Origin of the sequence: Saccharopolyspora sp. NPDC050389, from assembly GCF_040655595.1 — a bacterium.
In the GTDB taxonomy this organism is placed as follows: domain Bacteria; phylum Actinomycetota; class Actinomycetes; order Mycobacteriales; family Pseudonocardiaceae; genus Saccharopolyspora.
The window spans coordinates 57395-72124 of sequence record NZ_JBFAKG010000040.1; the positions used below are offsets into that span (position 1 = coordinate 57395).

Genomic DNA, 14730 nt, shown 5'->3' on the forward strand with positions numbered 1-14730 from the left:
GATCGCGGTCCTTCAACCTCAGGAAGTGCAAGGGGATCGGGTTCGGTCGAAAGCGGCTGCCCACGGTCCGACCGGAACCACGCGAGTTCTTCGCGGCCGGCCTGGGGAAGTACCGATCAGGACTTGGTCTCCGGAGGAGACTCCTGGTAGAGATCGGCTGCTGCGGCGCGGACGTCCTGGGCGTTGTAGTCGTCCTGCTCCTGCAACAACCGGGCGGAGTCGGGCAGCACCTTCTCGGCCACCTGGAGCAGGTTCGTGCCGGTCTTCTCCAGGCCCTCGGTCAGCTTGTCGGCCGCCGGCTTGTAGTTCTTCTCGAATTCCGCGCCGATCTCGTCGTCGCTCCAGCACTTGTCGTCCGCCTGGAGCGCGGCCTTCAGCTCAGCCAGCGATCCCTGGAAGTTCCGCACCGCCCCGGCGAGCTTCTGGGCGTCGGCGTTGACGCCGGGGCCGTTGACGTAGGTCTCATCTGCCATGATGTGCTCCTCACCCGCGGTGGCCCGAAGGCCGACCGGGATCATCCAGTTCTGCCGCGATCCCAACCGTCGTCGGCCTCGCCTTGCGTTCGCCGCTGCCCGGGGAGTCCACCCAAGGGGTCTTCCAGCGCTGGGCGCATGATCTGCCCGAGCAAATCGGACAGGTCTGCCTCACCGGTGGCGACGCCGCGCAGATCGACGTCACCGAGGGCTTCGGCAGGCATCAGTTCCTGCACCTTTTCGGCCGCCTTCGCCCGGCCCTGCTGGATGGTGCGCAACAGGATCTCGCCGAGATCGGCAGGGGCCATGGTGCGGTAGTCGGTGTTGAGGAACTTGATCTCGCGCAGTTCCGCCTGACCGTCGAGCACGACCGCGACCATGCGGTTCGGCGACTCGACCCGGGTGGTGGTTTCGGCCAGCTTGTGCTGGAACTCGGCCAGCTTCGCCTGCTGCTCTTCCAAGGCCTGCAACGCCGAACTCATGTCCAGCGGCGAGCGCGGCGCATCGGAGCTCATCGGGGGTCCTCCTTACCTCGTTCCGGGTGCGCTCGACCGAGCGCACCCGCTGATCCGGCGCCGACCTGCCAAGTGCTCGGATCCTCGTGCTCCGCGACGTTGCGTTCGCGTTCCTGGTGGCCGGATTCCTGCTGCTCCTTCTGGCCCGCGCCGCCCATCGTGCGCGGGTTCATCGGCGGCATCCCGCCCTGCGGTCCGCCCGCTCCCCGAGCCGCGGACCCGGCGCCCGGTTGTCCGGTCGGTCCGGATCCGGTCTCCACCGGAGCGGTCAGCGAACTCCCGTCGCTGCGCAGACCGGTCGGCGGCGGTGGCGGCGGGGCCGTCGCCGAGCCGGGCAGGAAGCGCGATGCCCCAATTGCCGCCGCAGCTGCCCCGGACGCCGCCGGGGAATGTGACGGCTGCAAGGCCGCGGGCTGGGCCGCAGTGGTGTCGGTACGGGCCGACGGTGCCGTTTCAGCCATTCGACCGACGCCGTCGCGCGCCGGATCACGCTGTGAGCCGGATTCTGCACGAATGTCCGATGTAGACATCTCGTGTTGCGTCCGGCGATCCGACGCGCTGTTGCGCGAGTCGTCCTCCTCCTCGCCGGAGTCACGAGCTTGGCCTTCGCCGTCCTTCTCCGTTCGGTAGCGGGAGGAACCGTGCTTGTCGTCCCGTTCCTCAGTGCTGTTGCGGCTCTCCTCGAACTCGTCACCGTCGCTTTCCTGCCGGCCTTGCTTCTTCCGGCTTCGTTTGTTCTTGCTCTTCCCGAGCACCGCCGCCGCGGGCAGCGCCGCGGTCGGCAGCACCGAACTCCAGATGGAACCGGCCGAGCCTTCGCCCGGCCCCTCGACGGCCGAAAACCCGTCCACCGACGAACCGTCGACCGACTCGACCCCGGAGTCGCTCGCGCCGTCCGTCGAGATCTGACCCGGTTCGGCGGGCGGAGTTCCACCTCCCGAGCCCGCCCCCCCTGCATCAGCGGAGGCCGATCCGCCCGCGCCGGCTCCGACGTGGAAACTCGCGTTGGTGACCTGCGTCGAGCCGCCGGGCACGTGGGCCTGTTGTGCCGGTGGCGCGCGGAACCGGCGCCCCGTGCTCTGGTAGGTGTTGGCCAGCCGCCGCAGTACCTCCTGCGCCCTGGCATCCTGCTCGGCATGGACCCCGGGATCCGCCGGCGGACCGTCCCCGGCGTGTTGCGACTGGACGTCCTCGACCTCCCGCTTGGCCTCCGCCAGCGCGTCGCCGAGCTCGTCGAGCAGTCCCGCGTAGCTCGGCTCCGCGAGCACTCCGACGACTTGCTCGATCCGGTTCAGCAGCCGGTCCGCCGATTGCGCGAACATCTCGAAACCAGGCCCTTGCCAGACCTGCTCCAGGTGCCGTAGCCGGCCGCGGAACTGCTCGGACACCGAACGCAGGCGCGCGTCTGTGCGCTCGAACCGCTGCGCCGCGTCGTAGAAGCTGTGCGGATCGGCGTTGGACAACGCCCGCACGGCCGCGTCCACGTCGCCCGGAACATCGTCCGCATTGGCAGCCGAGCCGGTCATCGCACCTTCTTCCAACGATCCACAATGGACTAGTTTCAGACTTGGTGAACGCCCGGATCGCCGGAAATGCCCTGCACCGCACCGTCGAACGCTTCGGCCAACCCGTCGCCCAGGGACTTCACCGCTGATCCGTTGTGCTGGTCGAGCGCCTGGACGTCGGTGGCGAATCGCGCCATCCGGTCGGCGAGTTCCCGGAAGACCCGTTCCAACCGCTGGCAGTGCGCGGCGACCTCGTCCCGCCGTTCGGCGAGCAGGTCCTGCAACCACTTCCCCGCCGGAAGGTCCCCCGCGTTGGGCGCGACCCCGGCCAGTTCGGCGCATCCGGCGCACTCGTCGGCGATACCGGAGACCACCGACGCGGCCTTGCCGAGCTCGACGACGTCGACCCGCATGGCAGTGTCGTCGGTCATCGCGCGCTCACTCGAAGCTCGACGCCAGCTTGCCGTCCATCTGCCGCATGTTCTGGTGCCCGGTGTCCACCGCGGTGGACACCCGGTCCAGCGTGTCGTTCATGGCGGTGAACGCGGCGTTGATGTTGTTGGCCTTCGTGTTGTAGGTCTGCGACGCCTGGGCATCCCAGGACTGCAGCAGATTGCCCGTCTGGTTCTTCAGGTCGTCGATCTTCTGCGCGAGGGCTTTGGTCGCCCCGCGCATCTTTTCGACGCCCGCCCCCAGCGCCGTGTACTGGTACTGGATCTCGTCATCCATTGGTATGCGTCCTTTCGTGCTTCGGGGTCTGGTCCGCGACGGCTATCTGAGGAAGTTGCCCAGATCAGTCCCCTCGGCGCCCATTCCGCCCCGACGGACCTGGCTCGCGATGTCCTGGTCCTGCGACTGGTACTTGGTGCTGGCGTCGCGGATCGCCTGCGCCATCGCGTGGAGCTCGTTCTCCACCGTCAGGCACTGCCGGTCCCACTCCATGTGCACGTCGTTGAGGGCCTTGATCATCGCCCCCTTGTTCTGCGACGCCATGGTCGCGATCTCCACGCCGAGCGAGGTCCGCGTGCTCTTGACCTCCTCGCCGGTGCTGTCGTGCTGGGTCGAGATCGCGTTGAGCCGCTCCGCGACCAACCTGGTCTGGTCAGACATTCGTCCGGTCTCCTGTTCTTGCAGCTTGGTCAACGGGTTTCACGTCGTTCCGGGGCGCTTCGCCACCCCGTTCAGGACAGCACCCCGAAAGCGTTGCCGGTGTTGTTGCAGGCGTGTCGCCTTTCCCGGTAGGGGGATTCCTCATCAGTCCCCGGGCCGCACCTCTGTCGCGGTGCCCGGCGCCAGCGCTACGCCGTCGGGCAGCAACGCGAGCAACTCGCTGGGCACCGGCAGCGGGTCGACGCCCGCATAGCCGAGCGCCCCGAGCGAATCGGGCCCGGACAACGGGTACTTGATCCCGAGATCGGTGATCAAGTAGCGCGCGCCGGCCGGGGCACCCGGGGCAGGCAGATCGCGGGCCAGCACGCCGAAGGTCGGCGGGACCGAGACCAGGAAGGCCAGCGCGCCCGCCGGCTGCGGCGACCGGATCACGCCGGAGAAGCGCGCATCGTCGCGCCGCACCATGACCACCTCCACCGGGACCTCGCCGCCGGATCCGACGGCGAACCGCGCGCACGGAACGTCGCGGTCGTTGCGGTCCACCGGGGTGATCTTCGGCGGGTCCACCGGCAGTTCCGGCGGCACCGCCGCCAGCGCGGACCGCGGCACCGAGCCCACCGCCGCCGCGTCGATCTCCACCGCGCCCGGCTTCGAGCCCGGATAGGCGGCGGCGAGATCGGGGTCCGCCAGCAGCAGCCCCGCCCCGGTGCGGCTCAGCGGCGCCAATCCGTCCTGCAGCAGCACGTAGAACCGGTCGTCGCCGAGGACCGGGTCGTGCACCTCGTAGACCTGCCCGACCCGCCCGGTCTCCCCCTTCACCGAGAACGCCGGGTTGCCCAACCCGGGCACGTCGGCGGCGGCGAGATCGGGCCCGCTGGGCAGCGCTTGCACCCACGACGAGGCCACCGGGAGCGGGCGCACGGCGCCGTAGCCCAGCGCATCGATGACCGCCTGCTGCGGGATGCGGAATCGGGTTCCCCGCCACACCAGGTATTTCATACCGTCTGGTGTGGACACCAGCAGCCCCGAATCCGGCCGCAGCGGGGCGCCCGCGATCTCGCGCACCTGCACCTCGGTCACCGGCGACGGCGTGTTCGACTTGTCGTAGCTGGTGTCAGCGCAGACGAACCACGGCGCGCGCGTCAGCGCGTCGGGTCCGGGCAGCGAGTCGGGTGCGTTCGGGATGCCCAGCGGAAGTCCGCGCGGCACGTCCCGCAGCGAATTGCTGGACACCGACACCACGTTCGCCTGCGGGCTGTTGACGATCAGCCGAGCCGACGCGAAGTTGAGCACCGGCCGCAGACTTCCGGCCAGGTAGAGGTACTTCGCACCGGTCTCCTTCTCCACGATGATGTTCCCGGGCGAGCGCCACGAGTTGTTCGCGCCCGGGGAGATGACCCCGGCGATGCCGAAGACGACGACCACCAGCGCCGCGACGAGGCAGCCGATGATCGCGTTCACCGTGAATCGCCGGGTGGGTGGATTCGGATCGTCCGGCCGCCCGGAGAGCAGCGCGGAGATCAGTCTGCCCACGACGAAGAAGTAGGCCTGGACCTGGTCACGTCGGGATCGCATGAACGCTCGCCTCAGAACCGGTTCGGATAGGACAAGTGCGCTGACCGCTTGGGTCTGCTTCACAAGCGGCGGTAGCCGCTTGCGGTGTTGGACTCAGCTCGCACCGCTACGCAAAGCGAGCCCGGGAACATTCCTCAGGGGCCGTTTCAGAATGCGGCGTCAGCCGCATGCGGTGTGGGACTCAGCTCGCACCGCCGCGGGTTCACGGTGCCCACTCCTCTGGAGTTCCCCCGGCGAGGACAGCCGTGACGCCGTGTATTGGTCATACATAAGTCACGGCTCCCGCAGTCCAGGCGGACGCTGTAAGTCCCGCAGGGGGGCCGCCACCCGCACCGCAACGCAAGCCATTCTGCAACCACTCCTTAGCCGGCGAGTCCGCGCACGAGCAGGTAGACGTCGAGGACCGCCAGCAGCAGCGGGATCAGCGCCACCGCCACCAAGCCCTCCACGATGTCGATCGCGCGTCCCCAGTACGGCTTGGGCCGCCGTCCGGGCATGGCCCGCGCGCACAGCATGAGCACCAGCACGAGCACGAGCGAGACCGGGAACAGCACGGCCAGCCGCAATACCGGATCCGCGCCGACCAGCAGCCACGCCCAGAAGACCGCGGCCCCGTAACCACCGGCGATCAGCACCGGCCACCGCGACCAGGCACCTTCCAGCGAACGCGCGCGCAGCAGCAACAACCCGGCGGTGACCAGTGCCAGCACCGCTTGCCACAGCTGCCACGTGGAGACGACCGCGGTGAACATGACGACCTCGGTCACCGCGAGCGCGATGTTGAAGGTGACGAGGTACTGCGCCGCCACCGCCGAACGCTCGACCACGGTCTGGTGCGAAACCGGTTCGACGTCCTCGTCCAGTTCGTCGGCGCTGCTGGGCAGCGCTGGCAGGGAAAGCCCCGCGAGCCGGAACGACATGGTCGGCACGAAGCTCATGGCGACCACGCACAGCGCAAGCCCGAACGCCGCGGCTTGGTCGACACGCCACGACAGGGCGGCGCTCACCAGCAGCACCACGGTGATCAGCGCACCCGGCAACAGGATTCCCACGAACAGCAGTGCGGCGTCGGAGATGCTGAGCAGCGCGAGGACCGCCAGCAGCATGCCGAGCACCGCCGCGCACACCAAACCCATCGCGGGTGGCGCCGCGGGATAGATCGCGACCGGCAGGAACCACCCGCACTGCATGGCGTAGGCGACCCCGAAGACGCCCAGAACCGATCCCGTGACTGTTGCGGACTTCGCCCGGGCAAGCGTTCCCCCGGCCACCAGCAGCCCGGCGGCGCTGGCACCGGCGAGCACAGTGGACAGCAGCGGGTTCTCGGCGACGGCGAGCGTCATCCAGCCCAGTGCCAGCGCGAAACCCGCGAACGCCAACAACATCCATCGCGTCAACCGGTCGTTCCAGCAGTCGCGGCGCGAACGCATCTGCGCCGCGATCCCGTCCACGAGATCGTCGAAGTCCACTTCCGGCAAGGCCGCCGACCTCGGCCTGAGGTGGACGGTCTCGCCGTCGGCGAGACCGAGTTCGGCGGTCGTGCGGTTCTCGTCCAGCGGGGGCTGCCCCAGGCGTTGCAGCACCCACCCCTCGTGTTCCACGCCCTGATCGGCCAAGTCCTGACCCGCGTGCCGCAGGATCGCCGGCAGCAGGTCGGCCAGCGGGATCTCGGTGGGCACCGCTAGTTCGACCGACTGGGATCCGACCGCCAGACGTAGCCTGACGAGTCGGCTTGTGACATCCTTGGCAGTGCCTTTCATTTCGGTGTCCGGTTCCTCTCTGGCTGGCTGGCCGCAACCGCGACACGGCGAAAAGTAGCCGCGTCGAACCGCTCGCGAACCCGTTTGCCGGGCGCGCGGCGAATCCGTAGGGGAACGTTTCACCAGAAGGGCGATCACGTTGACCACGACGTTGTTCAACCGGCCCGCGCGCCGCGTGGGACCGAAGATGCCGGAGGGCGAACTCGCCCTCCAGGAGCCGCCGCCGGTACCGGAATCGAAGAGCAACAGCCTGAGCACGATCCTGACCTACCTGCCCATGGTGCTCATGTCGGGCAGCATGACGCTGACGTTCCTGCAACGCCCCGGCCCGATGACCTACGTCGCGGGCGGTGTCATGGTGGTCGGCATGGTGGGCATGGTCGTCAGCCAGCTCATCCGGGCCGCCACCGACCGCAAGCACAAGATGGGCGGCGACCGCCGCGACTACCTGCGCTACCTCTCGCAGCAGCGGCAGAAGGTGCGCGGTTCGCTGGCCGAGCAGCAGGCCTCGGCGGCCTGGACGCACCCGCACCCGGGATCGCTGTGGTCGCTGGCGCTGAGCTACCGGCTCTGGGAACGGCGTGGCACCCACGAGGACTTCGGCGAGGTGCGCATCGGCGTCGGCCCGCAGCACGCCGCGCTGAAGCTGGCTCCCCCGGAGACCAAGCCGGTCGAGGACCTGGAACCGCTGTCGGCGCACGGACTCCGCCGTTTCCTGCGCGCCTACAGCAGCCTGCCCGCCGCACCGGTGCCGGTCTACGTGCGCGGGTTGGCGCGGATCCAGCTGCGCGGCCACGCCGATGCGACGCGCGCGATGACCCGCGCGATGGTCGCCCAACTAGCCACCTTCCACTCCCCCGACGACGTGGTGGTCGCGGTCTGCGCCGGTGACCGGGAACGCCCGGCTTGGGACTGGGTCAAGTGGTTGCCGCACGCCCAGGACGCGCAGCGCCGCGACGGCGCCGGGCCGGTCCGGCTGATGGCCGACAACGTGACCGAGGTCGAGGACCTGCTCGGCGAGGACTTCACCGAACGGCCGAAGTTCGAGGGCGCCAGCCCCGTCACCGCCCGCGAGCCGCTCGTCGTCGTCGTGCTCGACGGCGTCACCGTCCCCTCTGGACACCGGTTCGCCGGCGAGGGCTACCGCAACACCGTGGTCATCGACGTCGGCGACGGGCTGCCGTGGCGACCGGAACGCGACACCCTGCACCTGGACGTCGCGGCGGACGAGCTGAGCACCGTCACGTTCAACCGCGCGGGCAAGGAGTCCGCCAACCGGCTCGGCATCCCCGACGCGCTGGGCGTCGAAGCAGCGGCGGCGCTAGCGCGCACGCTTTCCCCGTTCCGCATCGGGGCGGCCACCGACACCAGCGAACCGCTGGCGACCGACTACGAGCTGACCACGCTGCTGGGCATCGGTGACGCGCACGGCTTCGACCGCGACGAGCTGCGGCGGGAACGACCGGCCCGGCAGCGGCTGCGGGTGCCGATCGGCATCGACACCTCCGGTGTCCCGATCGAGCTGGACATCAAGGAGTCCGCCGAGGACGGCATGGGCCCGCACGGCATGCTCATCGGAGCCACGGGCTCCGGCAAGAGCGAACTGCTGCGCACCCTAGTACTCGGGTTGGCGGTGACGCACTCCTCCGAAGAGCTCAACTTCGTGCTCGTGGACTTCAAGGGCGGCGCGGCGTTCCTGGGCTTCGACCGCCTGCCGCACACCTCCGCCGTGATCACCAACCTGGTCGACGAGATCGAACTCGTCGACCGCATGCAGGACGCCCTGACCGGTGAGATGAACCGCCGGCAGGAACTGCTGCGCTCGGCGGGCAACTACGCGTCCAGGCGCGAGTACGAGAAGGCCCGCCGCGGCGGCGCCCCGTTGGAGCCGATGCCCGCGCTGTTCGTCGTCGTCGACGAGTTCAGCGAGATGCTGGTCAGCAAGCCGGAGTTCATCGACGTGTTCGCGATGATCGGCCGCCTCGGCCGCAGCCTCGGTGTCCACCTGCTGCTGGCCTCCCAACGCCTGGACGAGGGCCGCATCAGCAAGGTCGAGACCCACCTGTCCTACCGCATCGGCCTGCGCACCTTCTCCGCGATGGAAAGCCGCAGCGTCATCGGCGTACCCGACGCCTACGAATTGCCGTCCAACCCGGGCAACGGCTACCTCCGCTCGGACACCCAGACCCTCAACCGGTTCAAGGCGGCCTACGTCTCCGGCCCCTACCGCGCCCCGCGCAGGCGGGCCGGCCAGCAGGTCGTCGCGGAGCAGCTGGTCGAATTCACCGGCGAGCACGTGGTCCAGCGCCAGCTCGACGTCGAAGAACCCGTCGTGGCACGACCGCAGACCGAAGAGGAGCGGCTGTCCACGATGGATGTGATCATCAACCGGCTCGCGGGCCACGGCGCGGCGGCGCGCCAGGTGTGGCTGCCGCCGCTGCGGGAACCCGCGGCGCTGGACGACCTGCTGCCAGCTCTGCAGGAGGACCCGGAACTGGGTCTGCACGCGCCGGAACGGGATCCGGCGCGCACGCTGGTCGTCCCGGTGGGCCTGGTCGACCTCCCCGCTCAGCAACGCCGCGAGCTGCTCACCGCCGACCTGTCCGGCGCGGAGGGGCACGTGGCGATCGTCGGTGCGCCGCAGAGCGGAAAATCCACGCTGCTGCGCACCCTGATCTGCGCAGCCGCACTGACCCACACCTCCGCCGAGGTGCAGTTCTACTGCCTGGACTTCGGCGGCGGGTCGCTGGCCGCGCTGGCCGGCCTGCCGCACGTCGGCAGCGTCGCGAACCGGCTGGACCGGGACCGCATCACCCGCACCGTGCAGGAGATCACCAACCTGCTGCAACGCCGGGAGCAGCTGTTCGCGTCGCACAACCTCGATTCGATGGCCGCGTACCGGCGTGCCCGCGCCCAGGGTCGGTTCGTCGACGAGGACCCGTACGGGGACGTCTTCCTGGTCGTCGACGGCTGGTACACGGTGCGCAGCGAGTTCGACGAGCTGGAGACCCGCTTCCAGGACATCGCCGCGCGGGGGCTCAGCTTCGGCATCCACCTGGTGGTGTGCTCCGGGCGGTGGTCCGACATGCGCCCGTGGTTGCGGGACGTGCTGGGCACGCGGTTCGAGCTGCGCCTCGGCGACCCGGTCGAGTCGGAGGTCAACGGCAGACTGGCGGCCACCGTTCCGGCTGCACCCGGCAGGGGCATCACCGCGGGCAGGCAGCACTTCCTCGCTGCCCTCCCGCGGATCGACGGCCAGGCTTCAACCGAGGACCTCGCCGATGCCGTGTCCGAGCTGGTGCAGTCCGTCGGCGGTCCCGGTGCGGTGCCCGCGCCCCCGGTCCGGCTGCTGCCGCCGGAGGTTCCGGCGCAGCGAATGCCCGAAATCCGCGTGGCGCACGAGAACGCGGTGTTCCAGGTGCCGCTCGGCCTCGACGACGTCGAGCTCGAACCGCTGTGGCACGACTTCGACCAGACCCCGCACCTGGTCGTGTTCGGCGACACCGAGAGCGGGAAGACGAACATGCTCCGCTACCTCGCCGAAGCGGTCACCCGGCGGTACTCGCCGGAGCAGGCCCGGGTGCTGTTCGCCGACCCCAGGCGGGAACTGCACGACGCGTTGCCGGCCGAGTACCAGGTCGGGTATTCGGTGACCGGCGACAGCCTCGCGAAGCAGGTCTCGGAGGCCGCGGAGATGCTGGCCTCGCGGGTGCCGGGCCCGGAGATCAGCCCGGATCGCCTGTCGAAGCGGGACTGGTGGACCGGTGGCCGCCTGTTCATCGTCGTCGACGACGCCGAACTGGTGGAAAGCGGGTTCACCAGCCCGCTGCAACCGCTGATCTCCCTGCTCCCGCAGGGCCACGACATCGGGCTGCACCTGATCGTCGCCCGCAGCACGTCCGGGGGCGGCCGGGCGATGATGGACCCGGTGATGCGTCGGTTGTGGGAGCTCGGCACGCCGGTGCTGCTGTTCTCGTGCCCCAAGGACGAAGGCAATTTCGTGGGCAACCTGCGGCCCCGGCAGCTTCCGCCCGGGCGTGCCCAGTTCGTCAACCGCCGGCGCGTGGTCCGGCTGGTGCAGACGCCGCTGCTCGACGGTGATCGATCCGGGAACGCTCCGGTGGCGGGCTCGGCGCGGAGCAGTTGATCAGCGGGGGTCGGTGTCCCCGTCCGCGACGACGACCTCGCGGGCGGGGCGCCAGCCCCGGCGACGCCCGGCCGGGACGAGCACCGAAATCAGCCACGTGACGACGCCGAGTGCGACCGCCGAACCGGCGGTGGCCACGACGATGCGTCCGGGAGTCGGGTCGGGCGGCGGCACGACCGGATGCTCGACCCGTTCGGCGGCCCCACCGCCCGGTCGCGCATCGCCGCCGCCCGAGGCGACGGCGGCGGTCACCGCCGCGTACGGATTCACCATGCCCCAACCGGTGTTCGGGTCCGGAACGGTTCCTCCCGACGGATTCGCGGTCGCCAGCAGGCGTTGCGCGACCTGGTCGGCGGTCAGCTCCGGGCGGTACGCGCGGACGAGCGCCGCCGTGGCGGAGACGAAAGGAGTCGCGTAAGCGGTACCCGAGCCCTGCCAATGCCCCGGCCCGCCGGGGCCGATGCTGACGACGCCCTCGCCGGGCGCGACGAGTTCGACCGACGCACCGGTCTCCGCATAAGCGCCGGGTTGCCCGGTTTCGTTGACGGCTCCCACCGCGAGCACCCCCGGGTAGGCCGCCGGGTAGGTTACCGAGCCATCGTCGCCGCCCTCCGCCGCGGCGACGACCAGCGCGTCGCGGGATCGCGCGTATGCGACCGCGGATTCGAGGTCGGCGCTGGGCTGCGAGGTGGTGGTGGAGACGTTGATGACGTGGGCTCCCGAATCCGCCGCGACGCGGATCCCCTTCGCCAGCATGCCGGGATCCCCGTTCCCCTGGCCGTCCAGGACGCGCACCGGCAGGACGCGTGCCTCCGGCGCGAGCCCGGCGAAGCCGATGCCGTGCACCTGCTTCGCGGCGATGATCCCGGCGACGAACGTGCCCTGCCCCGAACAATCGGAGTCGGCGGCACCCGAAACGGCCTTGCCCGCCAACACGGAACCGGCCAGCTGGGGCGAGTTGGGGTCGACACCCGAGTCGACGACGGCGACGACGACCCCCCGCCCGCGCGTGACCTTCCAAACCCGCTGCGGGGCGAGTTGCAACTGCGCCCACGGGATGGCCCCGTCGGTGACGGTCGGCGGCGGGGCGCAGCCCTGGATCGACGACCTGTCGGGCGGTCCCGCGTTCGGCGCCGCAAGCGCCGGTTGCACCGCACCTCCCGACATCGCGCACGCCAAGCACATCGCGGCGGCGGTGCGAGCGGAACGGCTGGCGAAAGCGTTCATCGGTTCGCTCCGAAGGAGTTGACGGAATTCCGCGGTGCTCACGAGGTCATCGCGGAAATGGACTGCCCCGCCGCTGCACCTGCGACGAGTCCCACGGGGCTCTGGAAGCGAGACGCCTGCACCTCACCCATCTCGGACGGCTCGGTGGCACGGCGAAGCCGCAACGCGTCGCGAAGCTTCTCCGCTACGGCAAGATCGTGGTCGGTCAGCTCGCCGGCACCGCCTTTTTCGTCTGCGGCGAGTTCTCCCAGCAGCACGGCCGGACGAACATCGGCGCCGTCGTCAACGGCCAGCACCTTGAACCGACTGCGCTGGCAGAACACCAGCTCCTCGTTCTCCCCGGGGGTAGCGAGAGCCGACGTGCGGCGCGCGGTCCTGGACCAGATGCCGAAATCGACGGCCATGTCCACGGCGACGCGCTCGCCCGTGGGCACGGCGCTGAGCAAGCCCGGCTCCGACAGCACCTCGCCGGGCGGGTACGCATCCCGCACGTCCTGCTGCCACGACCAACTCGCCTGGCGGAGGACCGGCCCGCGCCGCACCGGCAGTCGCCGGAGCCCGGAGGTCAGGCACGCCAGGTATTCGGGGCAAGGCAGCACCCGATCCTCCCTGAGCGCCTCGTTGAGCGCCGCACCGCCACGCGCACCGGCACCGAGGTAGAGGCGCACCGCGGCGAGGTCGACGCGCGCGGCGGTCTCATCATCGCCCCGCAGCGCCGGCGTGAGCGCGAGTGCTGCGTTCACAACACCCACCGCGTCGTTGAACTCGTCGGCCGCCCATGCGAGGAATGCCGCCCGCTCGCCCTCGCTGCTCTTATGTCCGCTGGGGACCAGAGGAGGAACATGCGGAGCTGAGCGGACACCGGTGAATCGCGCGTCCAACCGCGCGGTCGTCGGCTCGGTCCGCTCCGAAGACGACGAAGCCGATGGTCCGGAACTCAGTGTGACCGGCCGAGTCTTCGCCGCGGTCGGGATCACCACGGTGGACTCTTCACCGGACTTGGTCTTCGCACGCGGCGATTCCACGGCCAGCGCGCCGCGCACATCGAGTTCTACACCGGATTCTCTTGCTATGCAGCTGAGTTCATCGCGCAAGCGCTCTTCCTGCGCACCCACCGCGAGGATCCGAACACAGCCGCCGCACCGTTGCGCCAACCAGCCGAGCAGATCCCGCAGCAGGTCCATCCCCTCAGCCGCAGCGGATGGTGTCACCGCGATCGTCATCCGATGCGGCTCGAATGGTCCGTCCAGGGGGCCGGCGGTGTCATCGGGGCCCGTCATGACCAGGCCGGCCGGCACCACGCGAAGCCCAACCCGCTGTCCCGTCGCCGGGCGGTAGCGCAGCGCACCATCCGCGACCCATCCGAGGGGAGGTGGTGCGGCGGCCAGGACTTCAGCGGGCGCTCCAGGCGAATACCGGAGCAGGGTGGGCATCGTGGGCCACGCTCTTCCGCCAGGCACCTCTCGGACGACGACCGAGCCATCGGCCATCGGGACCCCGGGGGTTACGACGACACCGCGCCCCAACGACTCGGCAAGTCCCTGCGACCAAGCCGCAACCTGGGTACCTGCTGCGCCCGGCACGAACCAAGCCGCGTCAGGCAATTGCGGTGGGAGCCGGCGCAATCCGGCCACGAGCTGCTCGTGAGGGATTTCGTCCTCCCCGGGCCGTCCCAGCACCACGCGCGGTCGGCGCGCGTCCACCGGTACATCCCACACGGGATCGCCCGGGCAGGAAGGCCGCGAGCGCACGTTCCGCACCAGCAGCCCGGCGGGAACGTGTTCGAATACGAGATCCTTCTCGACCAGGGGAAGGCCGGGGAGCATCGCCTCCCAGCTCGGCGGCGGCAGCCGATACCCGAAGGGGGCGCTCGGCGCGCCTCGGCGGAAGCGGTTCCAACCCGCCGCACCGGCAGCGCCGACCGCGAACGCGAACCCGGGTGGAATGACAGCGAGCTGACCGGCGGGCGCGATGACCTCAACCCCGAAGGAGTCCGCCAGCACCTGCGCACAAACGTTCCCGAACGCGTCGGGACGCCCCGCCCCCGGCATGACCAACCAGAGCATCCGATGCGGCACGGGGCCGCCGAAGAGCTTCCCGCATGCCTGCCACAAAGCCGTCGTCAGCCCCGGATCACTGGCAGCAGCCCCGGAAATCACCAGTGCAGCGACGCCCGGGGTCTGCGGCAACGCGTCGAACACGCCCCTTTCGCACGTATCGGCCGCCTCGCCACGCTGACCGACCAGACCGATCGATCCTCGCCACCGGAACACCAGGCTGCTGCCCTCGGTGTTTTCAACCGCATCGAGCGGAACGGCCGCCCATCGTTTCGAAGATGGTCCAGGTATTGACATGAGCCTCTGTTCCCCTGCAGCAGCGGGCTCCGGGCCGCCCCAACCGCCGGGACGCCTGCCGACA

At 70.0% G+C, this 14730-nt stretch carries 11 protein-coding genes; 1 reads left to right on the forward strand and 10 read right to left on the reverse strand.

The genetic code is table 11. From position 1 onward, the window contains the following. Nucleotides 1–116 precede the first annotated feature (116 nt). The 8 genes from AB0I53_RS25335 to eccD all read right to left on the reverse strand — a co-directional run bounded on the left by AB0I53_RS25335 (nucleotide 117) and on the right by eccD (nucleotide 6938). A complete protein-coding gene (locus AB0I53_RS25335) occupies nucleotides 117–473 on the reverse strand; it encodes a hypothetical protein (RefSeq protein WP_358607638.1) in 357 nt (118 codons plus the stop codon). A gap of 41 nt (nucleotides 474–514) precedes the next feature. Further along, a complete protein-coding gene (locus tag AB0I53_RS25340) occupies nucleotides 515–988 on the reverse strand; it encodes a YbaB/EbfC family nucleoid-associated protein (protein ID WP_358607641.1) in 474 nt (157 codons plus the stop codon). Next, nucleotides 985–2514: a hypothetical protein gene (locus AB0I53_RS25345; protein ID WP_358607644.1), complete on the reverse strand. Its 1530-nt coding sequence runs from the start codon at nucleotides 2512–2514 to the stop codon at nucleotides 985–987. The genes AB0I53_RS25340 and AB0I53_RS25345 overlap by 4 nt, the downstream gene beginning before the upstream one ends. A 35-nt stretch (nucleotides 2515–2549) precedes the next feature. Next, nucleotides 2550–2924, reverse strand: a complete 375-nt coding sequence (locus AB0I53_RS25350; protein WP_358607647.1) for a hypothetical protein — start codon at nucleotides 2922–2924, stop codon at nucleotides 2550–2552. Nucleotides 2925–2931: 7 nt separating this feature from the next. After that, nucleotides 2932–3222 (reverse strand): WXG100 family type VII secretion target, encoded by a 291-nt coding sequence (locus AB0I53_RS25355; protein ID WP_358505767.1) that lies wholly within the window; start codon nucleotides 3220–3222, stop codon nucleotides 2932–2934. 42 nt (nucleotides 3223–3264) lie between these two features. Then, entirely contained in the window at nucleotides 3265–3603 is a 339-nt protein-coding gene (locus AB0I53_RS25360; RefSeq protein WP_358607650.1) for a WXG100 family type VII secretion target, read from the reverse strand. Between the two features lie 144 nt (nucleotides 3604–3747). Continuing rightward, nucleotides 3748–5178, reverse strand: a complete 1431-nt coding sequence (eccB, locus tag AB0I53_RS25365) for a type VII secretion protein EccB (protein WP_358607653.1) — start codon at nucleotides 5176–5178, stop codon at nucleotides 3748–3750. Between the two features lie 362 nt (nucleotides 5179–5540). Beyond that, on the reverse strand, nucleotides 5541–6938 hold the full coding sequence (gene eccD / locus AB0I53_RS25370) for a type VII secretion integral membrane protein EccD (RefSeq protein WP_358607656.1): 1398 nt from the start codon (nucleotides 6936–6938) through the stop codon (nucleotides 5541–5543). Nucleotides 6939–7077: 139 nt separating this feature from the next. Between eccD and eccCa the strand changes: the two genes are divergently transcribed. Next, a complete protein-coding gene (gene eccCa, locus AB0I53_RS25375; RefSeq protein ID WP_358607659.1) occupies nucleotides 7078–11085 on the forward strand; it encodes a type VII secretion protein EccCa in 4008 nt (1335 codons plus the stop codon). On the opposite strand, the gene mycP is transcribed toward eccCa, so the two are convergent. Both mycP and AB0I53_RS25385 read right to left on the reverse strand, forming a co-directional pair. Next, nucleotides 11086–12312, reverse strand: a complete 1227-nt coding sequence (gene mycP / locus AB0I53_RS25380) for a type VII secretion-associated serine protease mycosin (protein ID WP_358607662.1) — start codon at nucleotides 12310–12312, stop codon at nucleotides 11086–11088. A 38-nt stretch (nucleotides 12313–12350) separates the two neighbouring features. Beyond that, nucleotides 12351–14513: a hypothetical protein gene (locus tag AB0I53_RS25385; protein ID WP_358607665.1), complete on the reverse strand. Its 2163-nt coding sequence runs from the start codon at nucleotides 14511–14513 to the stop codon at nucleotides 12351–12353. Nucleotides 14514–14730 lie beyond the last annotated feature (217 nt).